The organism is Ruegeria sp. CDSA033 (assembly GCF_059612305.1).
The window spans coordinates 47,585-70,712 of the sequence record NZ_JBXWQI010000017.1; the positions used below are offsets into that span (position 1 = coordinate 47,585).

Annotated in this window: 20 protein-coding genes, 2 tRNA genes and 1 pseudogene; 14 read left to right on the plus strand and 9 right to left on the minus strand. The window is 56.9% G+C overall.

Going from position 1 to position 23,128, the window contains the following annotated elements; all coding sequences use genetic code 11:
• Entirely contained in the window at positions 1–156 is a 156-nt protein-coding gene (locus AC2FLA_RS18185) for a hypothetical protein (RefSeq protein ID WP_199520031.1), read from the minus strand.
• Positions 157–239: 83 nt separating this feature from the next.
• On the opposite strand from AC2FLA_RS18185, the gene AC2FLA_RS18190 reads away from it, so the two are divergent.
• The 3 genes and pseudogenes from AC2FLA_RS18190 (at position 240) to AC2FLA_RS18200 (ending at position 993) form a co-directional block, all read left to right on the plus strand.
• Positions 240–314: transfer RNA gene (locus AC2FLA_RS18190), tRNA-Thr, on the plus strand.
• Positions 315–438: 124 nt separating this feature from the next.
• Positions 439–582: pseudogene (locus AC2FLA_RS18195) on the plus strand (DUF6538 domain-containing protein); the annotation flags it as partial.
• A 33-nt stretch (positions 583–615) separates the two neighbouring features.
• Positions 616–993: a hypothetical protein gene (locus AC2FLA_RS18200; RefSeq protein ID WP_496724149.1), complete on the plus strand. Its 378-nt coding sequence runs from the start codon at positions 616–618 to the stop codon at positions 991–993.
• A 94-nt stretch (positions 994–1,087) separates the two neighbouring features.
• On the opposite strand, the gene AC2FLA_RS18205 is transcribed toward AC2FLA_RS18200, so the two are convergent.
• From AC2FLA_RS18205 to AC2FLA_RS18215, 3 genes are all read right to left on the minus strand, one after another.
• The gene (locus AC2FLA_RS18205) at positions 1,088–1,645 is read right to left on the minus strand and encodes a VPLPA-CTERM sorting domain-containing protein (RefSeq protein WP_496724151.1); all 558 of its coding nucleotides are present in this window, start codon (positions 1,643–1,645) and stop codon (positions 1,088–1,090) included.
• A gap of 926 nt (positions 1,646–2,571) precedes the next feature.
• Entirely contained in the window at positions 2,572–3,075 is a 504-nt protein-coding gene (locus AC2FLA_RS18210) for a hypothetical protein (RefSeq protein WP_282153846.1), read from the minus strand.
• Positions 3,076–3,461: 386 nt separating this feature from the next.
• Entirely contained in the window at positions 3,462–4,412 is a 951-nt protein-coding gene (locus tag AC2FLA_RS18215) for a GlxA family transcriptional regulator (RefSeq protein WP_108862113.1), read from the minus strand.
• 137 nt (positions 4,413–4,549) lie between these two features.
• On the opposite strand from AC2FLA_RS18215, the gene AC2FLA_RS18220 reads away from it, so the two are divergent.
• Genes AC2FLA_RS18220 through AC2FLA_RS18235 form a run of 4 tightly spaced genes read left to right on the plus strand, consistent with a single transcriptional unit; the run spans position 4,550 to position 9,022 of the window.
• The gene (locus AC2FLA_RS18220; protein ID WP_282121123.1) at positions 4,550–5,260 is read left to right on the plus strand and encodes a GntR family transcriptional regulator; all 711 of its coding nucleotides are present in this window, start codon (positions 4,550–4,552) and stop codon (positions 5,258–5,260) included.
• A gap of 7 nt (positions 5,261–5,267) precedes the next feature.
• Positions 5,268–6,185 carry a dihydrodipicolinate synthase family protein gene (locus tag AC2FLA_RS18225; protein ID WP_496724154.1) on the plus strand — a complete coding sequence of 306 codons (918 nt, stop codon included), beginning with the start codon at positions 5,268–5,270 and terminating at the stop codon, positions 6,183–6,185.
• Positions 6,186–6,188: 3 nt separating this feature from the next.
• Positions 6,189–7,685, plus strand: coding sequence for an aldehyde dehydrogenase (locus tag AC2FLA_RS18230; RefSeq protein WP_496724156.1), 1,497 nt, complete (start codon positions 6,189–6,191; stop codon positions 7,683–7,685).
• Positions 7,682–9,022 (plus strand): NAD(P)/FAD-dependent oxidoreductase, encoded by a 1,341-nt coding sequence (locus tag AC2FLA_RS18235; protein WP_496724158.1) that lies wholly within the window; start codon positions 7,682–7,684, stop codon positions 9,020–9,022. The genes AC2FLA_RS18230 and AC2FLA_RS18235 overlap by 4 nt, the downstream gene beginning before the upstream one ends.
• A 4-nt stretch (positions 9,023–9,026) precedes the next feature.
• On the opposite strand, the gene AC2FLA_RS18240 is transcribed toward AC2FLA_RS18235, so the two are convergent.
• The 5 genes from AC2FLA_RS18240 to AC2FLA_RS18260 all read right to left on the minus strand — a co-directional run bounded on the left by AC2FLA_RS18240 (position 9,027) and on the right by AC2FLA_RS18260 (position 15,211).
• Complete coding sequence (locus AC2FLA_RS18240; protein ID WP_496724160.1) at positions 9,027–9,761, minus strand: SDR family NAD(P)-dependent oxidoreductase; 735 nt, start codon at positions 9,759–9,761, stop codon at positions 9,027–9,029.
• Entirely contained in the window at positions 9,758–10,489 is a 732-nt protein-coding gene (locus AC2FLA_RS18245; protein ID WP_496724180.1) for an SDR family NAD(P)-dependent oxidoreductase, read from the minus strand. The genes AC2FLA_RS18240 and AC2FLA_RS18245 overlap by 4 nt, the downstream gene beginning before the upstream one ends.
• 11 nt (positions 10,490–10,500) lie before the next feature.
• Positions 10,501–11,604, minus strand: a complete 1,104-nt coding sequence (locus AC2FLA_RS18250; RefSeq protein WP_496724162.1) for a mandelate racemase/muconate lactonizing enzyme family protein — start codon at positions 11,602–11,604, stop codon at positions 10,501–10,503.
• Positions 11,605–11,680: 76 nt separating this feature from the next.
• Complete coding sequence (locus tag AC2FLA_RS18255) at positions 11,681–13,228, minus strand: trimethylamine methyltransferase family protein (RefSeq protein WP_496724164.1); 1,548 nt, start codon at positions 13,226–13,228, stop codon at positions 11,681–11,683.
• Between the two features lie 156 nt (positions 13,229–13,384).
• Positions 13,385–15,211: a BCCT family transporter gene (locus AC2FLA_RS18260; protein ID WP_496724166.1), complete on the minus strand. Its 1,827-nt coding sequence runs from the start codon at positions 15,209–15,211 to the stop codon at positions 13,385–13,387.
• Positions 15,212–15,767: 556 nt separating this feature from the next.
• On the opposite strand from AC2FLA_RS18260, the gene AC2FLA_RS18265 reads away from it, so the two are divergent.
• The 7 genes from AC2FLA_RS18265 (at position 15,768) to AC2FLA_RS18295 (ending at position 22,862) form a co-directional block, all read left to right on the plus strand.
• Complete coding sequence (locus tag AC2FLA_RS18265) at positions 15,768–16,673, plus strand: LysR substrate-binding domain-containing protein (RefSeq protein WP_496724168.1); 906 nt, start codon at positions 15,768–15,770, stop codon at positions 16,671–16,673.
• A 99-nt stretch (positions 16,674–16,772) separates the two neighbouring features.
• On the plus strand, positions 16,773–17,927 hold the full coding sequence (locus tag AC2FLA_RS18270; RefSeq protein ID WP_496724170.1) for an aromatic ring-hydroxylating oxygenase subunit alpha: 1,155 nt from the start codon (positions 16,773–16,775) through the stop codon (positions 17,925–17,927).
• A 59-nt stretch (positions 17,928–17,986) separates the two neighbouring features.
• Positions 17,987–18,226, plus strand: a complete 240-nt coding sequence (locus AC2FLA_RS18275; RefSeq protein ID WP_496724172.1) for a hypothetical protein — start codon at positions 17,987–17,989, stop codon at positions 18,224–18,226.
• A gap of 110 nt (positions 18,227–18,336) precedes the next feature.
• Complete coding sequence (locus AC2FLA_RS18280) at positions 18,337–20,757, plus strand: GcvT family protein (RefSeq protein ID WP_496724174.1); 2,421 nt, start codon at positions 18,337–18,339, stop codon at positions 20,755–20,757.
• Positions 20,758–21,047: 290 nt separating this feature from the next.
• Positions 21,048–21,287, plus strand: coding sequence for a hypothetical protein (locus AC2FLA_RS18285; protein ID WP_496724176.1), 240 nt, complete (start codon positions 21,048–21,050; stop codon positions 21,285–21,287).
• A gap of 115 nt (positions 21,288–21,402) precedes the next feature.
• The gene (locus tag AC2FLA_RS18290; RefSeq protein WP_496724178.1) at positions 21,403–22,704 is read left to right on the plus strand and encodes an alpha/beta fold hydrolase; all 1,302 of its coding nucleotides are present in this window, start codon (positions 21,403–21,405) and stop codon (positions 22,702–22,704) included.
• An 81-nt stretch (positions 22,705–22,785) separates the two neighbouring features.
• Positions 22,786–22,862: transfer RNA gene (locus AC2FLA_RS18295), tRNA-Met, on the plus strand.
• The last annotated feature ends 266 nt before the right edge of the window (positions 22,863–23,128 follow it).

Here is a 23,128-nt window from a genome sequence, read left to right on the forward strand (position 1 = left end):
TTATCCCTCGTCCTTGCCGGTCTTGTCCTCGGATGCCGCCCGCGCCTTGGCCTGCGCCTTGCGCCGCGCCATATTCGCCTTAAGCGCGGCCTTAAGCCGTTCTTCGCGCGCGTCCCCGGATTTACCGTCTTTTTTAGGTGAATTTTTGTCTGCCATTGTCTTTCTCTACAGGAGACGAAAAAAACCGTCCAGACACCCTTGCGCCGCGTTTCGTTTGAGTCTAATCACCCGCCCACAGCGCTGCTGTAGCTCAGAGGTAGAGCACTCCCTTGGTAAGGGAGAGGTCGAGAGTTCAATTCTCTCCAGCAGCACCATGATTTCCATGTATTCCTCAAAAACTTAGGCCGAACCAACGGCTTGCGCTTGCAGACTCCTACACAGGTGTCATACGCAGTGACCCTTATCATGCCTACACCGGTCAAAGACAAAAAGAGTTAAATCTACTACGTCAGGGTGCGCGTTCCGGCGGGCCTTAAGGGAATCGTTGGCCGTGCTGAGGTGTCAAAGTCACTCCGCACGAGAGACCCAGCAGTCGCCAAGGAGCGATTTGCAGCTGAGTATGCCAAAATTCAAAAGCGATGGTCGTCCCTTCGGGCAAAGCCAGAACCTCTCCCATTGAAAAAGATCGCCGCACTTTCGGCGCGGGTGTATTTCCGCCTTATGGAAGTATTGGAAAATGAAACAAGAGAAGGCGTCCACAGCGGGCGTCCTTTTCATCGTCGGAGGAACATCATGAAGCTCACTGAACAGTCCCGCGAGGCCGACAAGAGGCTGCGCCGTATCAATTCCGATAAACGAAGGGCATTCACGAAACACTCTAAGTCAACTGAGCGTTCCCGATTGGGCGACGGCACTTCTGATGTTCAACTTGTATTTTGGGTCGACCGAACGAGCCAAGGAGTATTCATTAGTGTATACCCCGAAGTGGTTTCTACAGTCATTACTGTGCGTGAATTCATGGTCGAGCAATTGAAACATGAAGTCACTCAGTGAGAGAGTCGCCATCATATCTAGTTCAGTTTAGCGCACGTACCTTGACTAATCGAAACAAAACAGACGATTAGGGATATTCTGAGATTTTTCCTGTTCAGACATTGCGACGTCGACGCGCGACGGCGATTAAGCCGGCCAGGCCTATAAGGATTAGCGGTAGAGATGCTGGTAGAGGGACGGGCGCTATTTCCTTCCAATTTGCATATGTCCAATCATTGTACGCCAAACCGTCTGATAATAAGACGCCCCAGTTGGTTGAAAATAAGTGGCCCCCCCCAACATAATTGGCCGCTACCGCCCCGACAACACGCGTCGGTTCGAGTAGGTACGGTGTGTAGACTAAGCAACCGGAAACTCGACATCCGTTCGTCAGCTCCGGATGAGTATCGTATAGGCCAACGAATACCTGCGACAAAAGCGCATTTGAAGCAGCTGCGGCATCAGCTTGTGTTTGGAAGACAAGGTCAGACTGAGCGGCGCAACCAGCATAGAAGTCAGCGCAGGTACCTTCCCCAAATGAGACGTCGAACAAAGTTCCACCAACATCTACGCCACTGGCACCACTTAACTGCCCACCAGATAAATGAAGTGTCGCCGCGTTCGCACCAGTCACAAAGAAGGCCGCTGCAGCAGCCCAAACCAAGAATTTCATTTCAAGCCCCCAAAAATTACAATTTGGGGATACTACCAAAAAAATAGAGATTCTGCAAAAACTGTAGCGAAAGCGCCACACCTCGCTTAACTTGTAGCCCGTGCATTTAGGCTGGATCTTTGATAACCTCAATAAAAAGCTGCCGAGCCCTAGGCCGATTGTGCTGGGGGAAAGCGCTCTCTGATTTCAGTAGTGGTCGATGTCGTGGGGTTTCACCGCCCTGCATCAACATTACGGTTCCCAGTGTTACCCTGAAAACTTTTTTGCGGATTATTTGAGTGATCTCGGAGTTGTCGAGGTTTACTGACGAGACTTCATAGTTAGGGATTGGCCATAGGAAAGGAAACAATCCAATGGACAAGCTAAAGGCCAGCTTTCTCACCCCACTTCATGAACTCCCTCAATCGAGCCGCGCGACCACCATATGTGTTCTCAGCGACAGACTGAGCGGAATGACCTGGATAGCTCCGCAGTAGAGACGAAAATCCCTACACATGGCTTATACACAGTGATTGTGCTCAAATAATTTTTGTGCAATAAAATCAATATACTGCAACATCCATACGAGAGTTCAATTCTCTCCAGCAGCACCATCCAATCTCCATTGAATAATGCGCCCGCTGCTTGATTGAGAGCGTGGCAGTCCTGTACCCACTTGCATGTGCATTGGACGCATCAAGCCGCGGTGGTGCGGTTCGAATTGCGCGTGAAGTATTGAATTTACTTTAGACCATTCGGCTCAACGCCTTGTTCGCGGAGTATGAATGCAACCGTCCTAAAACGGGGGGTTGGAACTTGGCGTATTCAAGCCCCACCCGCCGGGCGAAACTTGAATTTGTCGATCCACTCTCCCATTGAGAAACCGACAGTGCGTTGAATTATTTGTTGCCGAATTTAACCAGCGCGTGACGGGATCCCCGGTCGCGTCAGATGCGCCGTTCCGACGCCGACAATGCGCCCGCAAGCGAGCTTTTGATCTCTGATGGGATGTCCCGACCTTGCTGATTCAGCTTTGCGGCGATCCAGCCCGCGGAATGTCCGCGGCATCCGATCTTGTTCAAGCGCGCCGCGGCCGGTGTTGTCACTTCACCCTGAGCCAGGGCCATGGATGCCTCAACCTCAGTGTCCGGCAGAACCATTCTAACGGCGCTGAACACGTCCATCGAGACCTGTAAAGTCTGACGCTCTAGCCGATGGGCGGCGTTGGTCAGCAATCGCGTGCAATAAGCCGACAAGAAATACCAACGGAACACCTGAAAAACCTGACCGTTGGACGCCGTCATATCCGGCGCGCGGTCCGCAACAGCGGTCAGTTCGGAAAAGGCAGCTTCGGCCAATTTGGCCGCATCGCAAATCTGACGCTCGCGACTGGCACGAGAAACCGCGCCGTTGGCGAAGCGGGAGTCAGATTTACCGATTTCCAAGTGCATTGATATCCTCCACCGTCAATTTGTGATGAAGATATAAAATCTGACGGCATCGCCGGCATGGGAATTGCGGTCAGAATTTCCCGATTTGTCGTCTTTTTTGGCCAACTTCCGAGTCTGTCTATACATTTCACCCTATAAGTTGGCCTGTTTTGAGCCATTTGGTCAACTGGTGAACACCGCAAACGTTAATGTTTTAAACAAAAAGCACACATATCTGACACGATCTTGTAATAGTTATGCCCACTTCGATATGTATGAATACTCAATCCTGCTGTCCAGTTTACCAGTAAAGTTTTAACGAGGGGGTACGAAGCAGGATCAGGGGGTGAGCGCCTGTTCAGCCAGGCTCGCCTTAGGACAGAGACGCTCCCCCCGTCCTTTATCACTTAGTCTATCTTGTTCTTTTGGGCATGTGGCGTCACACCAAAACTCGACCGGTAAACGCGCGAAAAATGTCCCGGATTTTCGAATCCGCAGGCCATTGCCACTTCGGTCACGGATGCCTCGGTTTGCAATAACAGCTTCTGGGCGCGCTCCAGCCGAAGCTCCATAAAGTACTTCTTGGGCGACGTGTTGAGGTATTTACCGAACAACCGTTCCAACTGGCGTGTTGAAATCCCCAGATCCCCGGCAATATCAGATGGGGAAACCGGTGCCTCGATGCAGTCCTGCATGATATGAATTGCCTTGGCGAGATGCGCGTTACGCATCCCGTTGCGCGATTGAAGGGACACGCGCTGTTTGGCTGTGGCATTGCGCACGGCGTTGTAGACCATCTGGTCAGCAACCGCGATGGACAACTCTTCGCCGTGGTCCCTTTCAATCAGGTGCAACATCAGGTCGGCGGTCGCCGTGCCACCCGAGGCGGTGATGTGCTTTTCATCGGCGACAAAGACACTGCGCACCAGATTCACCTCGGGAAAGGCCTCCATAAAGGCATCGTGGTACTCCCAGTGAATGGCGGCCTGCATCCCGTCCAGAAATCCTGCCTCGGCAAGCAACCACGCGCCCGAACACAAGGCGCCGATGGCCGTACCTCTCGCCCGCTCGCGCCGCAGGGTTGCAAGCAAAGGGCGCGAGACATGGTTGCGCATATGAATACCTGACAGCACGAACAGTTGGTCGGTCTTTGGCAACGCGTCCAGTCCCCCATGAACCAAAGTCACCGACCCGTTGGAACAGACGGCCTGCTTGCTGTGTTCGGATACAAAAGACCACTCATACAGATCTTGACCGCTGACGAGGTTGGCAATGCGCAGCGGCTCGACCGCGCAGGAAAAGGCGAGATGCGAGAATTCCTCAATCAGGATGAAAGTGATGTGGCGGGGTTGGCGCATAGACGTCCGATTCAGTTTGACGTGGTCGACGGCCTATGCTGCACGATTCTTTTCTGTATACAACTTGTATTTTTTTAGAATACAGAGAATGAACGAATTAGCCGACACGATTCGCGCAGCGACTGTTGGAGGAACGGATGAAAGACGACGCCAAATCCCGTAAGGCAGAGTTGATGGAGCACCTGAAGGTGTCGATCCTGACGCTGCGCTTGCAACCAGGCACAGATTTGGACGAAGCGCATCTGTCCGACGCTTTCGGCCTGTCCCGCACGCCATTGCGTGAAGTGTTCCGGCAACTGGCGGGCGAAGGCTATCTGGACTTGCGCACCAATCGCAGTGCCCGGGTGTCCGAGATGTCTTATACCACCCTGCGTGACTTCTTTCTGGCTGCACCCATGGTCTATGGCGCGGTTTTGCGACTTGCCGCGCAGAACGCCACACGAACTCAGATCAACGACCTGAAAGACGCGCAACAGGCGTTCAAGGCTGCGTTGCAATCCGGATCCGCCGAAGATCGGGCGCTGGCCAATAACCGCTTTCATGATGTGACCGGAGAGATGTCAGGCAATGTCTACTTGCGGCCATCATTCAACCGGTTGCTGATCGACCATGCCCGGATCGGGATGACCTTCTATAGACCCCAATCCGTGCACAAGACCGAGAATCTGTCTGAAGCAAGTCGCCAGCATGACGCCATCATCGCCGCCATCGAGGCGGGCGATGAGGCGGCGGCTGCGCAGCTGGCCGAGGATCACTGGAACCTGTCACGCGATCAAATCGAATTGTTCGTGATGCCTGCTGCGCTGGATATCCCGATGGGTATCCCGCCCCTTTCGAAACCTGCATGAGGACGGAATGAACCCGATTTTCAGATTTGAGGGGATCTATACCCCGGTGGTCACGCCCTATCACCAAGATGGCCGCGTGAACTGGGATGCCCTGTCCCACGTGATCGAATACCTGATCGAGAATGGTGTGCACGGGCTGATATCGGGCGGATCAACGGGTGAGAACTATGCCCAGACTGTCGAAGAACGACTGGAACTGGCGTCGTTCACGCATAAACAGTTGCAAGGCCGGTTGCCTCTGGTTGTCGGAACTGGAGCGATGCTGACGCCGGATTCCATCGCGCTGGCCTCGGGCGCGCGTGAGATTGGCGCGGACGCGATCCTGCTGGCCAGCCCACCCTATTCTGTGCCGACCGATCGGGAAAACGCCCTGAACGCGCTGGCTATCGACAAGGCCGCTGGCTTGCCGGTGATGTTGTACAACTACCCGCACCGCACCGGTACAATGATGGGGGAAGAATTCCTTGACCGCGTGGGGCGCAGCCGAAACTTCTGCGGCATCAAGGAAAGCTCGGGGGATATCAACCGGGTGCATTTGTTGGCGCGGGATTACCCGCATATCCAGCTTGGCTGCGGCATGGATGATCAGGCGCTGGAATTCTTCGCCTGGGGCGCACCGTTCTGGGTCTGCGGTGGGTCGAACTTCCTGCCAGCCGAACATGTAGCACTATATCAAGCCTGCGTTGTCGAAAGGAACTTCGCCAAGGGCCGCCGCATTATGTCCGCCATGATGCCGTTGATGCGGGTGCTGGAACAGGGCGGCAAGTTCATCCAGACCATAAAGCATGGCGTCACCATGAACGGGATCGACGCAGGCGCGATGCGGCCCCCGCTTAAGGGGCTGAACAAGGATGACAAACGCGCATTGGAACAGGTGACGCGCGTGCTGAAGAAAACAATCGCAGATATCGTGGCGGAGGGCTAAGGCATGGAATTGCTGACACAAGACGAATACAAATCCATCGCTGCGGGCCTGACCTTGCCCACCGGGGCCTTCATCGACGGCGCTTTCCGCCCGGCTGTCTCTGGCAAGACCTTTGAGACGGTGAACCCCGCTACAGGTGAGAATCTGGCCGATATTGCCGCTTGCGACGCGGCGGATGTGGATTTTGCCGTCGAAAAAGCGCGCGAGGCGTTTGACGATGGACGCTGGTCCAGAATGCACCCCTCGGATCGCAAGGACATACTGATCCGGCTGTCCAAGTTGATGACTCGCAATGCCCGTGAATTGGCAGTGATGGAGAGTATCGACAGCGGCAAGACCATCTATGACTGCGAAACCGTGGATATCCCCGAAACGATCCACTGCCTGAAATGGCATGCCGAGGCGATCGACAAAATCTATGATCAGGTCTCGCCCGCCAGCGACGACCACATCGCCATGGTGGTTCGCGAACCCATCGGAGTTGTGGGGTTGGTGCTGCCGTGGAACTTCCCGCTGCTGATGCTGGCGTGGAAGATCGGGCCTGCCTTGGCGGCGGGCTGCTCGGTTGTGGTGAAACCGGCAACCGAAACCACGCTGACCGCCCTGCGCCTCGCGGAACTGGCGATGGAGGCGGGCCTGCCGCGCGGCGTTCTGAACATCGTTCCGGGCGGCGGTGCTGATGTCGGTGAGCCGATTGGTCGACACATGGATATCGACATGGTCTCTTTCACTGGCTCGACCGTCACTGGCAAACGGTTCCTGACCTATTCGGCGGAAAGCAACGCCAAGGAGGTTGTGTTGGAGATGGGCGGCAAGAACCCGGCCATCGTGATGGATGACGCCGAGAACCTTGACCGCGTGGCGGCCCATGTCGTGAATGGCGCGTTCTGGAATATGGGTGAGAACTGTTCCGCCTCGTCCCGTCTGATCGTGCACAAGGACGTAAAGGCCGAGTTGCTGGAGCGGATCGCCCATCACGCGAAGCAGTGGAACATCGGTGATCCGCTGGACCCGGAAACCCGAATGGGTGCGTTGGTCAGCGAAGGCCACTACAACAAGGTCTGCGGCTACTTAGAACAAGCCGAAAACGTGGTGATTGGTGGCGATGCCAACAAGGGTTTTGTCGAAGCGACCGTGGTCGAAGTACCCGGCAATCACTGCACTCTGGCGCGCGAAGAGATCTTTGGTCCCGTTCTGTCGGTGATCGAAGTGTCTGGCTTTGACGAGGCCATCAAGATTGCCAATGACACCGACTATGGCCTGTGTGCTTCGATCTTTACAGCTAACGCCAAGCGAGCCATCCGCGGCGCGCGGGCGATCCGCGCCGGAACCGTGACGGTGAACAGCTTCGGAGAGGGTGACATCACCACCCCCTTTGGCGGCTACAAACAATCCGGTTTTGGTGGCCGCGACAACTCGGTCCACGCCCACGACCAGTACACCCAGTTGAAAACCATCTGGATTGATCTGGCCGATGACGCGGACGAGGCGATCGATTGACGGCCTATACTGCCAAACGGCTGCCACGACAGATCGGGCCGGCGGGGTGGAACGCCATTCTGCCGCCCCAAACATCGCTACCCCGACTTGAACAGAACATCTCAGCCGATGTCACAATTGTCGGTGGCGGGTTTGCCGGGCTGAGCGCCGCGCGCAGGCTGCGCCAGCTTGACCCGGCGCTCAAGGTTGTACTGCTAGAGGCCGGTCGTTTTGCCGAAGGTTCCGCTGGCCGCAATTCGGGCTTCATGATCGATCTGCCCCATGATCTGGCCTCGGACAATTACGCCGGAGGCGGGCTGGAAGCGGACCGCGCAACCATAGCCCTAAACCGCCGCGCAATAAGATCTGCAACGAACGTGGCTGAAGAATGCGAGCTGCCGCAGGAAATGTTCGACCCCTGCGGTAAGTTCAACGCCGCCGCCACACGAGCCGGGGACAAGCACAACCGTGAATTCGCCGCACATCTGGATCGGTTGGGAGAGCCCTGCACGCTTTATGACCGCCAACAAATGCAAGAGATCACGGGCAGCCCGCACTACAGCTCGGGCCTTTATGCACCCGGCACAGTGATGATCCAGCCCGCCGGTTACATTCGGGCTCTGTCCTCTCACCTATCGCCGCAGGTTGATCTGTTCGAAAACTCTCCTGTTACCGGCTTTGAAAAACAAGGCGTGGGATGGCTGGTGAAAACACCTGAAGCGCAGGTTTCGACGGGCCGCATAATTCTGGCCAATAACGGCCATCTGGAGAGCTTTGGCTTTTACGAACGCCGACTGATGCACATCTGCCTTTACGCGTCGATCACCGAGCGTTTGACGCCTGAACAGATCACGGCATTGGGCGGTCAATCCCGCTGGTCGGTCACTCCGGCCGATCCGATGGGCACCTCAGTCCGGCGGGTCTCGGGCAGCTATGGCGACCGGATTTTGATCCGGTCCTGTTCAACTTTTCATCCGACAATCGAGACCAGCCCAATGCGCCTGCGCAATGCAGGCTGGGTGCACGACCGCAAATTTCGCGAACGGTTCCCGCATCTGCCCCAGGTGCAAATGGAGCATCGTTGGGCCGGAACGCTTTGCCTTAGCCGAAACGGATCAGCAGCATTCGGAGAGTTGGATGAGGGCGTCTTCTCGGCCTGTTGTCAGAACGGTTTGGGAATTGCCCGTGGGACATTGCAGGGCATAGCAGTGGCAGAATTGGTCACGCAGGGCGGATCGGACGTTGCGGATCATTTCCTCGCCCAACCCATGCCGCCGCGCCTACCACCCGAGCCGTTCGCATCTTTGGGTGCAAACAGTTATCTGATCTGGAAAGAATGGCGTTCGGGCAAGGAATGACCTGTCAGGGCAGGCTGAGCTTGGTCATGCGGCCCCCATCCACCGTGTAAATCTGACCGGTGACAAAGCTGGCCTCTTCAGACGCAAGAAACGCCACCACTGCCGCGACCTCCTCTGGTCGGCCAGTCCGGGCGGCGGGATGAATGCGGCCAATGTCGCGGCGAAATGCATCCGGGTCCGGCTGAGCGTCGATAAAATCCATGTTCAGTTCAGTGTCGATCCAGCCGGGCGCCACCGCGTTGCACCGGACCCCCTCCGCCCCGTGATCCACGGCGACAGCGCGGGTCAAACCGTGCAACCCGGCCTTGGTCGCACAATAGGCCGCATGGCCAGGATTACTGCCCAACCCTTCGATGGAGCCGATGTTGACGATGTTCCCTTGCGTCTGCCGCAGAAGGGGCAGCGCCGCCTTGATCAGCAGAAAAGGGGCCGTCAGGTTGACTGTCAGGTTGCGCTGCCATTCCTCTAGGCTCATGTCTTCGACAAGGACTTCCTGCATCATGCCCGCGTTGTTGACGAGGATATCCAGACGCCCTGCCCGCTCAACGACCTGATTTACCACAGATTGCGGGCTGCTCGGATCACCAAAATCTGCCTCGATCCCTTCGAACCTGGGATCTTGCCCGCGTTGCGCGGTAAATACTTGCGCCCCGTCCTGACGCAACCGTTCAGCAATGGCCCGACCGATCCCGCTGCGCCCGCCGGTGACTAGGGCGGTTTTGCCTTCAAATCGGGTCATGATACTGGCTTGCCTCCGTTCACCTCAAGCACCGCGCCGCAGATATAGCGCGACGCATCCGAGGCCAGAAACAGGATCACATCAGCAATGTCTTCGGGTTCCGCAATTCGCCCCAAGGGAACAGTCTGCCCCAGCTTGGCGACAGCTGTGTCCGGGTCGAAGCCACGCTTGGCAAAACCGGATCGCAACATAGGCGTGTTCACCTCGTTCGGGCAAACCGCGTTGATGCGGATGCCCTGATGGGCGTGGTCCATCCCCATGCATTGAGTCAGAGAGGCAATCGCGGCCTTGGTCATGCAGTAGACAGCGTGGTTTGGGCCGGGGCGCAGGCCCCAGCAGGATGCGGTGTTTACGATCGCCCCGCCTCCGTTAGATGTCATTATCGGGATTGCAGCGCGGCAAATGCGAAAGGGGGCTTCGACGTTCACGCCCAGAGACAGGGACCAATCCTGATCCGAGGTTTCAGTGACGGCACCCCGCGTAATGACACCTGCGTTGTTAACAACAATGTCCAACCCGCCCAGCGCATCTGCCGCCTGTTTCGGCAGCGCATCGGCATAGACCGGGTCCAGCAGATCGCCGGGCAGATGGGCATCAGCCTCGATCTCGTCGGTCAGGCGGTCAGCAACGGCAACCTGCGCGCCGGCGGCACGTAGGCGACGCACCAGAGAGGTTCCTATCCCCCCTGCAGCGCCCGTGACCAAAGCCGATTTCCCCTTAAACTCCATAATCTGTCCCATCAGAACGACGCAACCGGTGCGCCAAAGCGGGTTTCGTCGGGCACGACACCCAGCCCCGGCCCGGTTGGAACTTGAATATGCCCGCCTTCAATGCGGATTCCATTCTCGGCATCGTAACTTCCTTCGATGTATGGCGCAGCCAGCCAAACGCCTTCCAGAAGATCGGGTCGAACAGTCGCGCCGATATGCGTGCAGGCCGCAGCAATAATATCGCCTCCCCAGCTGTCGTCGCAGGTATGGGGCAGATTACGCGCCTCACAGAGGTCTCGGAACGCGCGCATGGGTTGCAGGCCACCGATCCGCGTGACCTTCATACCGAACCCATCCACCAGACCAGTGCCCGCCGCAGTGATAACCGTGTTCAGATTGGTGGCGTTTTCGTCCATGTAGATCGGGTGGCTCACTTGTGACCGTATCTTTTGCAGATCTTCGATCGTATCGCAGGGTTGTTCCATGACAAACGGAATGTCTGGGCATTCGCGGCTGACACGCAACGCATCACGGGTTGTCCAGCCGCGGTTTCCGTCGACGGCCAGGCGGATGCCTGACCCGCCGGTTGCCTCCCACACTTTGCGGATGGCTTCGATATCGATTTCAACCGGCCGACCACCAACCTTGATCTGCAGGCGCGGGTAACCTTCGGCCAATTTTTCCTTGGCCAGAACGGCTATATTGTCGGGTGCCCCAACCCCCGTCGCATAATATGACGGAACCTTGTCTACCTCGGCACCGCCAAGAAGTTCCGACACGCTGATCCCAAACTGCTTGCCCAGCAGATCATGTGCCGCAATGTCGATAGCCGCCTTGGCATAGTTGTGTCCGTTCAAAAGGCCGCCCATTCGTCGGTGCAGTCCTAGTGGAGAGACCTCGGCACCCAATAGTCCTTCGGCCATCTGAGCCAACGCAGCCCGAGCACCAGCGGCGTGGGCCTCAGCATAGGTGGGGCCAACCGGGCAAGTCTCTCCCCATCCGACCAATCCGTTGTCGGCCACCATTTTGACCAATGTGGTGTCCAGAGCCCAGACCTCGGCATTGGCCATTGTGTACGGGCCGTTTTTGACAGGCAGATCGTGGCTGTAGATGTGAATTTCAGAGATTTTCACTACTTGTGTTCCGTACTGCTATTGAAGGGACAAACCCGCCCAACTGGCCGGGCGGGTGGGATACTGGGGAATAAATTCAGTAACTTTGGTTCAGCTCATCAGCGGCCGGGATTTCACGCTCACGTCGGGCAATGTAGTCCAGCAGGGCCTCGTTTTTCGCCTCATCCAGTTTGGGCTCTTCATACTCGGCCAGCAACGCGCGCGCGCGGTTCAGGGCGCGCGCAGTGATTTCGACGCTCCCTTCGGCCTGCCATTGTTCGATCGAGTTGTTGTCGAACAACTCGGGCATGAAGAATGCACTCTGGAAATTGTCCTGTGTATGGGGGTGACCAAGATAGTGACCACCGGGCCCAACATCCGGAACTGCAGCGAGGGCTTGATCGAAATCGTGCCATTTCGGCCCCTCGGCCATGCGGTAAGCCATCGCGCATTGTTCGGCGTCGACGATAAACTTGGCGACAGAGCAGTGCATCCCGGCCTCATTCCATCCGGCCGAGTGCCAGATGTAGTTGGCACCCGCATGCATGACTGCCTGCAAGGTGGTGGCAGATTCATATCCGGCCTGAGCATCAAAGGTTTTGGCCCCACCCAACGTGTTCGAAGTACGCCAAGGGACGTCATAATGCCGTGCCATCTGGCCAATCATGAAATTCATCAGGCTGATCTCGGGTGTACCCGCCATCGGCGCACCGGACTTCATCGACACGGTCGACAGGTAGTGGCCATAGATCGCCGGAGCCCCCTTGCGGATGACCTGCGTGTAGGCCAGCGCGCTTAGCGCCTCGGCATTCAACTGGGCCACCGTGGCCGGAACAGATGCGGGCGTGTTAGCACCCCCCAGAACGAAGGGTGAGCAGAGCACCGGCTGATTACGACGACAAAAGGCCCGCAATGCACCCAGCATGGTTTCGTCCCACACCAACGGCGAGTTGCCATTGCAGTTACCGGTGGTCACCGGGTGATCTTCAAGGAATTCCTCGCCAAACAGGATCGCGCACATGTCCATCACATCTTCGGCGTTCTTGGGTGATGTGGTCATGCCCATGAACGTCTTGTCCGAGTGTTTCATCGACGAATAGGTGATGCGCAGGTGCCGTTGACTGATCGGATGGTCATAAGGTTCCACGATGTGATGGGCCGAGGAATGCAGCGCGGGCATCATGTGGCTGAGCTTGTGGAACATCGCCAGATCTTCCAACAACGGATTTCGGCGCACGTCGTCCAGATCGCGCAGAAATGGGGCGCCGGTCATAGGCACAAAGATCGAGTGCTTACCGCCCAGCCGCACATTCTTTTTCGGGTCCCGCGCGTGATAAGTGAAATCGCTGGGTATGGTGGCAATCAACTCGCGCACCAAACCACGATCCAGAAAGACCAGCTCGCCATCGACTTTGGCACCGGCCTTCTTCCAGTCTTCCAGCGCGATGGGGTCTCGGAACTGAACGCCAACGTTCTCAAGGATGTCCATCGAGGCACTGTCGATGCGTTCGACCTGAGCACCATCCATCACCTCACACAGGGGGATGCCTCTGGTCAGGCCAGGCAGCATTTCAAAGTTCGGGGCGGTGCGCAGGGCGCGGCGGGCAGAGCGTCCGCCCGAGCGTGTCGCAGTACGAATGTTCACGGGGCAATCCTCCAATCTTGCTGATCAGACTGGCGGATTCGGCGGCGGCGCACCTCACTGATTGCGATATCTGTTTGCAGGAAACGACATGGACACCCGGAACGAAAAACGCCGCCCCAACTGGGGCGGCGCCTGTTTTGACACTTGGTTGCCTATTTACTCGGCCGCCTGCGTGCTTGCATCAGCATGCTTGTCGCGCCGACCATCACGATAGAGCGCCTTGGTCAGCGAAACCATCATCAACCCCATAACTACCGTAAAGGGCAGGGCACCGATGATCATAGCATTGCGCAACGCGTCCATCGGGTTGTTTTCACCAGCGGCCAAGATCAGCGCACCGATCACGGCGGTCAGGATAACACCCCAGATGATACGGTGCTTGACGCCGGTTTCCTGGCTGCCACCGGACATGATGGTGTTCATAACCAGAATGCCCGAGTCCGCAGAAGTCACCAGGAAGGTCATGATCAGGATCACGCACATGACGTTCAGCATGGACAGAAGCCCACCGTCGATCATGTAAGACAGCGTCACGAACAGCTTGTTGGTGTTCGACGCACCGATGATCGCGCCTTCAGCTGCACCAGCCAATTCCAGATCAATCGCAGTACCACCCAGAACAGTCATCCAGGCAAAGCAAACCAGCGCCGGCGCCAATACGCAGCCCAGAATGAACTCACGCACAGACCGACCCTTGGAGATGCGCGCCAGGAACAGGCCCACAAACGGCGAGAACGCAATCCACCAAGCCCAGTAGAAGGTGGTCCAGCCCGACTGCCAGCCAAACTGACGGCCTTGCTCACCTGCGGCGTAAACAGCCGCCAGCGTGTCGTCACTCAACTGAGCTGCAGCGCCTTCAAGACCGCTCTTGAAGCCGTCAAAGCTGCCCCATGCGTTGGTTGCGCCACCCACCAGATCAGCCGCATGCGCCTGCGCTTCAGCAGGCAGAGCCGCCGCAAACGCTTCGGTCGACAACGGGCCATATGCACCAAAGCTCAGCGAGAGGAAGTGCAGAAGGTAGTCAAACAGCGCTGTGCCATAGGTTGTCATAGCGAATACGAACGAGCCGAAGATCACAAAGGTGCCCAGCAGGATGATCGACAGAACAAGGTTCAGGTTCGACAGGTACTTAACACCGCGACCAACACCCGAAACCGCCGAAATAATCGACAGACCCATGATGACAACCAGACCTGCGATCAGACCAACTTTGCTTGGCGTGGGTACTTCACCACCAAAATCCATGATCCATTCCATGCCGGTGATTGCATACAGACCGTCGATGAACTGGCTGACACCAAACCCGATCGTAACGGACACACCCAGGATCGTTGCAACAACGCCCAGAACGTCAACGACGTGGCCGAGAAAACCGTTCATCAGACGACCAAAAAGCGGAGTAAGAGCCGCGCGAATGGTCAGAGGCATGTCACGGGTATAGGCGTAGTAGGCCAGCGAAAGGCCGGTCACCACGTAAATTGCCCAGGCATGAAAGCCATAATGCAGGAAGGTATACCGATACGCGGATTGAACGGACTCTGGATCATTGCCCGCAACTGCACCGGCCACGACCTCGGGGTTCGATCCCCACAGACCCAACGGTTCAGCGGTGGCAAAAACCATCAGGCCGACACCCAGACCCGCTCCGAACATCATCGAGAACCAGGAGAAGTTCGAAAACTCGGGTTTTTCGCCCACAGTTCCCATAACCCGCTTTCCGGTCGATGGAAGGACGGCAACAATGACGAGGAAGATGACAAACAGGCCGACAATGACCACGTAGAAGCTGTTGAAGACTTCCAGCAGCTTTCCATTCCAGCTGCCAAGTGTGCTGTTGGCATTGGCCGGGAAGACAAGTGCCCATAGCACAAGGGCAACCATGATGCCCTTACTGATTAGGGCGATTGGGACACTGTAATTTTCATAGAATCCGGCATCGGCCGTTTCTATCTCTAGATCCGTAAAGGGTTCAGGTATCGACATGTTGCTCCTCCGTGGTGCTGTATCAATTGCGATACTGTCTCTGCATTTCACGCAATTCGCCCAATCGCCTCGAACGATGGGGAAGGTGCTGCAGCAGACGTATCGGCTCTTTCTTGTTTCGTTTCTGTGTATCAGAAATGCGGCACCGCCGCATGGTCTTACGCCTTCTGAGTTGCATTGAATTCAACGCACCGTGCAATCAGGCGATACTCGGTCTTACCAACCGGGAATGGGTTCGCGCCTCCTTCACTTCCCCTTTCGACCTTTCCCGTTTGTCAGTTCGGGACATCGTTGTGTCGCAGTAGCGTCTTGTGACGCCCGGTAAATTCTCTCGAAAAGCCCGAAAAACACAACGTTTGTTGGTAGAACTGACTATAGTGGCGCTCCGTTCAAAATTCGGCCAGAACCGACGCATTGACGAAAAATGCGACATCCGCCTTTAACTTGAGCCAGAAAAACATCAAATCATCAAAAGCGCTATAGCATTCACCTTCAAAAAAACTAAAACTGAGTTGATAAAAATTAAACTAAACCGAAAAACGATTCACCAGCTTCCATGTCCAGACGCCACTACAACCTGCCGCCACTGACAACCTTGTCAGCTTTTGAGGCCGCCGCCCGCCACCTGAGCTTTAAGAATGCCGCCGCTGAACTGTCTGTCACACCCGGTGCGGTCAGTCACCAGATCAAGGCGCTAGAAGGCGATCTGGATACACCATTGTTCCAACGCAAGCATCGCGGCGTTGATCTGACCGAGGATGGCAAGGCGCTTTACGACGCACTGTCCACGTCCTTCGGGCGCATCTCAAAAACGCTGAGCATGATCCGGGACCGATCCACCGCCGGAAAGGTGACTGTAGGATCGACAACCGCGGTTGCCGCGTTGTGGCTATCTCCGGCCGTCATTCGGTTCTGGCGGGATATGCCCGATGTCAATGTTGATCAGCTGTCACAGGATCGCCCCTTTCGCGATCGCCCTGACGTCGACTTTTTCATTCGCTATGGGCGGGACAGCGATCCCAACCTGTCACACACTCCGCTGTTTCGCGACCAGCTAGTCCCGGTCGGAAGCCCCGAGATGGCAGAAAGGCTTGCGGATGCCGGTCTTGAGGATCTGACTTCTGAACGGCTGATCCATCTGGACTCAGAAGACCGCACCTGGACCACCTGGCCCGAATGGTTCCAGCAGTTGGGATATAATGGCGCAGTGCCCATTGAATCCCGCGTCAACAGCTATTCCGTCGCGCTGCAGCTTGCGCGCAAGGGTGCCGGGCTGGCGCTGGGTTGGCAGCGGCTGATCCAACCCATGCTGCAATCAGGCAAACTGGTTCCTATCGGCACGCATCAAGTGCCCGCGCCGAACCAGTTTTATTTGGTCGGGCGCCCGGATGAAGAACTCTCAGAAAGCGCCCGCGCCCTGAAAAACTGGATCGTTCATGAGGTTCAGGAAGGTTCGGTTTAGGTGAAATCACTCTCTGATGAGCTTTTCTGATATTGAGACCAACAGGTTCAATCCGCCAATAGGGATTAATAGCATCCAGCAAAACCTCAGGAGAGCCCGATGAACAAGCATAGCGCGCTGTCTTCCGTTCTGGCCGATGTAAACGTCGCAAATGGCCTGCCGAACGAACACTATGTCGAACCGGCCGTTTTCAACGAAGAAAAACGATCCGTGCTGTATGCCAACTGGTCCGGGATCGGCTTCGGCAAGGATGTTCCTGAAGAAGGCGATGCAAAACCAGTCGACTTTCTGGGCATGCCGCTGCTGATTGTTCGGGACAAAGACGGCGAGGTTGGCGTTTTCCAAAACACCTGCCGCCACCGCGGGATGATCCTGGTAGACACGCCGCGCAAAATCGGCGGCGCAATCCGCTGCCCCTATCACAGCTGGTGCTACAGCCTGAAAGGCGAGCTGCGCGCAACGCCGCATGTGGGTGGTCCCGGCCAGAACAAGCACGAAGACGTCAATCGCGATGATTTGGGCCTGATCCGCGTGCGATCCTACGTCTGGCGCGATGTGATCTTTGTGAATGTTGACGGCACAGCGCCGGAATTCGAAGAGGTTCACGGCGCCCTGCTGGAGCGATGGGAAGAGTTTGACAAACCCGTCTTTCACGGCGGTGAAACCTCGTCGTTCAAGCTGGAGGTCAAAACCAACTGGAAACTGGCGGTCGAGAATTATTGCGAAAGCTATCACCTGCCGTGGGTGCACCCCGGTCTGAACAGCTATTCCCGGCTGGAGGATCACTATAACATCGAGGTGCGCGGCCAGTATTCCGGACAAGGCACCATGGTCTATCGCCAGTTGACAGATCAGGACGGCGCGACCTTCCCGGACTTCGACGGGCTAAGCGACAAATGGGACGAAGGCGCAGAGTATATAGCGCTGTACCCGAACGTTCTGCTGGGCGTTCAGCGCGACCATGCTTTCGCCATCGTGTTGGAGCCAGTCGATCAGGAAAACACGGTAGAACATATCGAATTGTATTACGCGAAAAGCATCGAAGACACGCCCCAACATGACGGGCTACGTGCCTCAAACGCGCAGCTGTGGAAAACCGTGTTCGAAGAGGATGTCTTTGTGGTCGAAGGCATGCAAAAGGGCCGACATGGAATGCTGTTCGACGGCGGACGGTTCTCGCCCGCGATGGATGGCCCTACGCATAACTTCCACCATTGGGTCGCGACGCAAGTTGAAAACGGCCGCGCGGAATAACCCTTTTGGATTGGTCAGCCGCCGGGTGGCTGACCGGTTGCCCGTAGAAGGGGACGCCCATGGACAAACAGGAACTGGATCGCCTTTTGCTGGACGCGCATGATCGCAATGATCATGCCAACTTAATCCGTTTGTACACGATGGCCGCGGATGAGCGTGAGGCGGCGCATGACATCAACGCGGCCTGTTTCTATCTCACGCATGCCTTCGTTTTCGCGCTGGAATCCGGCGCTCCCGAGGCTGACGCGCTGAACCAGCGGCTGGTCGCATATGGCCGGGCGAACAAGCTGGAATTCTGAGTTTAGCCTCAAGTTAGACCCGCTCAACCCAACATGAAATTTATGTCCGTTGCCGGTGCCTTCGCGATGATGACACATGGCGGCGGGACCAACTTTGATACGGCAGGCTCATGAAAACGAATGCACAGGCGGTGGTGATTGGCGGCGGGGTGATCGGGTGTTCGATCCTCTATCATTTGACCAAACTGGGATGGTCGGATGTGATTCTGCTGGAACGGGATGAACTGACATCCGGGTCCACTTGGCACGCCGCGGCGAACATCCACGGGCTGCACGACAGCACCAACATCAGCCGCATTCAGCACTATACGATGAACCTGTACAAAGAGCTTGAAGCCGAAACCGGCCAAAGCTGTGGCGTGTTCCAGCCCGGCTCGCTTTATCTCGCGCAAACCGAAGAACGCGAACATCAGCTGAAGCTGCAAGCCGCCAAGGCCAAGCTTTACGGCATGAACTTTTATGAGATCAGCATCGAAGAGGCTCAGCGTCTGAACCCGCTGGTCAACTACGATGGCATTCGGTGTGTCATGTACGAACCCGACGGCGGCAATGTGGATCCTTCGGGCGTCACAAACGCCTATGCAGTCGGCGCACGGCAACGCGGGGCCGAGATCCATCGCTTTACCCCTGTCACGGCGACCGACCAGCAAGAAGATGGCACCTGGATCGTACGAACGCCCAAGGGCGACATCCATACCCCATGGGTCGTGAACGCCGCCGGTTTGTGGGGGCGCGAAGTGGCCAAACTGGCCGGGATCGGCCTGCCGCTGCAACCGACTGAGCACCAGTATTTCGTGACCGAAACAATGGCGGACGTGGCAGCGCATGGCACCCGGCTGCCCTCGGTCAGTGATCGTGACGGCGAGTATTACTTGCGGCAGGAAGGTCAGGGCCTGCTGGTTGGCGCCTACGAAAAGGAAATGAAGTTCTGGGCCGAGGACGGAACGCCTCTGGATTTTGCGCATGACCTGTTCCCCGACGATCTGGAACGGATCGAAGAGAACATGATGAACGCGATCGAACGTCTGCCCGCCGTGGGAGAAGCCGGGATCAAGCGTGTGATCAACGGGCCGATGATCTGGTCACCGGACAGCAATGTGTTGATGGGTCCGGTGCCCGAGGTCGACGGCTATTTCTGCTGCAATGGCATCATCCCCGGATTTTCGCAATCCGGCGGTATGGGCCTGATGGCGGCGCAATGGATCATCGAGGGCGAAACGCAGTACGACATGTTCGCATGGGATATGGCGCGGTTCGATGACTGGGCGACGAAAGAGTTCACCATGGCCCGCGTTCAAGACCAGTATGCCCACCGGTTCGAGATCCACTTCCCGAACGAGGAACGCAGCGCAGGCCGCCCAGCGCGCACGCGCCCCATCTATGACACCCAAGCTCAAATGGGCGCAGTGTTTGGCCTGAACGCAGGGTGGGAGCACCCCTTATGGTTCGCGGATACGCCAGGAACCAAAGACACCAATGGCTTTACCCGTCAGAACTGGTGGGAACCCGTGGGTGCGGAATGCCGGATGCTGCGTGAGCGCGCGGGGATCATCGATATCTCGAACTTTGCCAAATATGTCTGCAAGGGACCGGGGGCCGAGGACTGGCTGAATGCTGTTTTCACCAACACCATGCCCAAATCGGTCGGCAGGTCCTGTCTGACGCCTCTGATCTCGAAACGCGGGGGCATCGCCGGGGACTTCACTGTAACCCGTGTGGCCGAGGACGAATTCTGGATCATCGGATCTGGAATGGCTGAGCGATATCACAAACGGTTCTTCAAACTGGTCCCCCTGCCCGATGGCACTTCGTTCGAAAGCCGGACCAAAGCCGTGTGCGGGTTCAACGTCGCTGGCCCAAAATCGCGCGAGTTATTGCAGCGCCTGACCAATACCTCGCTGGCCACCGAGGATTTCCCCTTCATGCGATCCGCCAAAATCGAACTGGCCGGAATCGAAGTACTGGCCCTACGGGTCTCGTTCACGGGTGATCTGGGGTGGGAGGTTCACTGTGCCACCGAAGATCAGGCCCGCCTGTATGACGCCCTGCTTCTGGTCGGTCAGGAGTTTGGCGCAGGCCCAGTGGGAAGCCGAGCACTGATGTCGTTGCGGGTCGAAAAAGGATATGGCTCGTGGAGCCGCGAATACAGCCCAGAATACTGGCCGCATGAGGTTGGGCTGGGCCGTTTGTGCAAGTTCGGCAAGGACTTCCTGAACAAGAATGCCGCCGAGGTCGTTTTGGCCAAGCCCGCCCGCGAACAGTTGGTCCTTCTACATCTGGATGAGGCTGACACGACCGCATCGAACGCCGACGCGACCGGAGGTGAGCCGATCTTAAAAGACGGACGGGGCATCGGTCGCGTGACCTCTGGGGCCTATGGCTATTCGGTAGGCATGTCATTGGCGCTCGGTTTTGTGACTGGTGCCAATCCGGGGGAAGAGGTCGAGGTGATGGTGCTGGGACAACCACACAAGGCGACCATTCTGCCCGAACCGCCCTTTGATCCAAAAGGCGAAATCCTGCGCGGCTAATGAAACCGTGAACAGCCCCTGACCCGACGGGAGGCTGTTCACACACACCTCAGCGCCTATGGTCTGACCCAACCATAACAGTCGTTTTGGGAAGGGCGGGCGCATGGATAATCACACGGATATGCTGATCGTCGGCGCCGGGTTTTCCGGCCTGATCATGGCGATTGAGGTCCGCAAATGCAGCATCAAAGACACTGCGGTCCTTAAAAAAAGCGGATGAGATCGCCGAGACGTGGCGTGAAAACACATATCCCGATGTTGCGTCCTATATCCCCTCGCACCTCTATTCCATGGCAACGCATCTGAACCCGGATTGGAGCCGGGCTTGTGCAGGTGGTGCCACGCCCGGAAGGCCCAATCGCGCCCTGGATCTGCGCAAACACCTGACATCAAACTACAGGATCGGCTGCAAATGCACCCTCAGCTCAAACGACTGGTACCCGGCACTGGCGCGCGAAAATGTAACGTTGATCCCACACGGGATGGCATCAACTGTGGGCGATCAGATCCTGTCAGCGGACGGAAGCTGAACACAGGCCGATATCCTCATCTGGGGTGCCGGGTTTCATGTCACAGACGTCGTAGAGCGCTTGGATATGACAGGGTCCGATGGCCTGACGTTCCGCCAGGGCCTGGACGGACGGGATGAAAGCGCATCTGGGCACCGCCATCGCAGGCTTCCCGAATTTCTTCATCCTTCTCGGTCCACATATTGGCCTCGGCCACAACTCGGTGATTCTTATGATCGAGGCACAGGTTCGCCACATCGGCCGAGTGCTGGATCAAATGGGTCGCGACGGGCTGCAGGCCGTAACACCCTGCCAGGAAAAACAGGCTGCATTCGAAAAGGAAATGCGCAAGACCGGAACACGACGCTTTGGCCAGGGACCGTTTCCGCGTATGAAAAGCATATGGCGCAATCCGGGCTGGAACATTTCCGCCCTACCCCTTCCTCAGGCGGAGAGAGATGAGATGACCACTATCCTAGTTATCATCCTTCTGGTCGGCGGCTTTTTTGTCGGCATGAACCTGTGGACCCGGCGACTGACCCGGCAGGGGTCGCAGCGCGTCCCGCAACTTGGACAGATTGTCCCGGTGCGCGGGGGCAGCATTCATTACGTGGAAAAGGGCGACCCCACTAAGCAGACGGTCATCATGATCCACGGGCTTGCGGGGCAGCTGCAGCATTTCACCTATTCTCTGATGGACCTGTTGGCGGATGACTATCACGTCATCGCAGTCGACCGCCCTGGCTGCGGATACTCAACCCGCGATAGCGCCGATCTTGGGCGCCTGCCCGAACAGGCCCGCATGATTCAAGAGTTTCTGGACACCAAAGGCATTTCCAACGCCGTTCTGGTCGGACACTCATTGGGCGGGGCCGTATCGCTGGCCATGGCGTTGGAACACCCGGAGAAAACCAAATCGCTCGCTTTGCTCGCCCCGTTGACGCAAAAGCTGTCGAACACGCCGCAAGTTTTCAAACCGCTGGAAATACGTACCGAGTGGTTGCGCAACTTTATCGGCAACACGATTGCCGTCCCCATATCGGCTAAGACCGCCCCGCATACATTGGGAGCCGTTTTCTATCCGGAACCCGCGCCAGATGACTTTCTGGACCGCGCCGGCGGTGCGCTGGGGTTGCGCCCTTCGGCCTTCATTACCGCGTCGCAGGATGTTGTAGGGGTGGATGAAAGTATCGGAGCCCAGGTAGACCGCTATACCGACTTGTCCGTACCCGGCGGCATTCTGTACGGGGCACAAGACACCATACTTTCACCCAACGCCAACGGTGCCCCCATGACCCGGTTCGGGCTGAGCGACGAAAAGGTAGAAGGGTTGGGCCATATGATCCCGATAACCGCACCCGACGCCTGCGCGGCCTTCATTCGTAGAATCGCTGATACTGCTGGGGTCGCTGCACAACAGGCAACCAAAGCAGATTGATCGGGGCAAAAATAATCTCTGTAAGGTGGTGTTTCCCCCTTGACCCTTTCCGGCCCCTCGCTTAAATCGCCTCTCACTCATGGCGGAGTAGCTCAGTTGGTTAGAGCAGCGGAATCATAATCCGCGTGTCGGGGGTTCAAGTCCCTCCTCCGCTACCAAACACCCCATCCAATACCTTAAAATAAAAGTGAAAATTTATAGGCGTTGGATTTTGACCCATCATTCCTCCCATACTTTGACAGTGAATTCAGCCGTCATCCGTATTTGTAGCGCGGCGATAGCTTCCGGACAAATTGGCGCAATCTCCCGGACCACTTGACGGCGCTTACGTAAGTTTGGGCCACTGAGCTGCGGTCGCGACACTGATCACTTCAAATGGCAGGTGTGCGCAGAAGGCTGACTTCCGTAATGGGGTCTTCTCTGC

Excerpts from the sequence above, each read along its gene's own strand:
- AC2FLA_RS18290 (WP_496724178.1), top strand. The coding sequence starts at position 21,403 with ATGAAAGCGCATCTGGGCACCGCCATCGCAGGCTTCCCGAATTTCTTC.
- AC2FLA_RS18185 (WP_199520031.1), bottom strand. The coding sequence starts at position 156 with ATGGCAGACAAAAATTCACCTAAAAAAGACGGTAAATCCGGGGACGCG.
- AC2FLA_RS18205 (WP_496724151.1), bottom strand. The coding sequence starts at position 1,645 with ATGAAATTCTTGGTTTGGGCTGCTGCAGCGGCCTTCTTTGTGACTGGT.
- AC2FLA_RS18225 (WP_496724154.1), top strand. The coding sequence starts at position 5,268 with ATGAACCCGATTTTCAGATTTGAGGGGATCTATACCCCGGTGGTCACG.
- AC2FLA_RS18275 (WP_496724172.1), top strand. The coding sequence starts at position 17,987 with ATGGACAAACAGGAACTGGATCGCCTTTTGCTGGACGCGCATGATCGC.
- AC2FLA_RS18280 (WP_496724174.1), top strand. The coding sequence starts at position 18,337 with ATGAAAACGAATGCACAGGCGGTGGTGATTGGCGGCGGGGTGATCGGG.
- AC2FLA_RS18265 (WP_496724168.1), top strand. The coding sequence starts at position 15,768 with ATGTCCAGACGCCACTACAACCTGCCGCCACTGACAACCTTGTCAGCT.
- AC2FLA_RS18240 (WP_496724160.1), bottom strand. The coding sequence starts at position 9,761 with ATGACCCGATTTGAAGGCAAAACCGCCCTAGTCACCGGCGGGCGCAGC.
- AC2FLA_RS18220 (WP_282121123.1), top strand. The coding sequence starts at position 4,550 with ATGAAAGACGACGCCAAATCCCGTAAGGCAGAGTTGATGGAGCACCTG.
- AC2FLA_RS18210 (WP_282153846.1), bottom strand. The coding sequence starts at position 3,075 with ATGCACTTGGAAATCGGTAAATCTGACTCCCGCTTCGCCAACGGCGCG.
- AC2FLA_RS18285 (WP_496724176.1), top strand. The coding sequence starts at position 21,048 with ATGGCAACGCATCTGAACCCGGATTGGAGCCGGGCTTGTGCAGGTGGT.
- AC2FLA_RS18260 (WP_496724166.1), bottom strand. The coding sequence starts at position 15,211 with ATGTCGATACCTGAACCCTTTACGGATCTAGAGATAGAAACGGCCGAT.
- AC2FLA_RS18270 (WP_496724170.1), top strand. The coding sequence starts at position 16,773 with ATGAACAAGCATAGCGCGCTGTCTTCCGTTCTGGCCGATGTAAACGTC.
- AC2FLA_RS18230 (WP_496724156.1), top strand. The coding sequence starts at position 6,189 with ATGGAATTGCTGACACAAGACGAATACAAATCCATCGCTGCGGGCCTG.
- AC2FLA_RS18245 (WP_496724180.1), bottom strand. The coding sequence starts at position 10,489 with ATGGAGTTTAAGGGGAAATCGGCTTTGGTCACGGGCGCTGCAGGGGGG.
- AC2FLA_RS18215 (WP_108862113.1), bottom strand. The coding sequence starts at position 4,412 with ATGCGCCAACCCCGCCACATCACTTTCATCCTGATTGAGGAATTCTCG.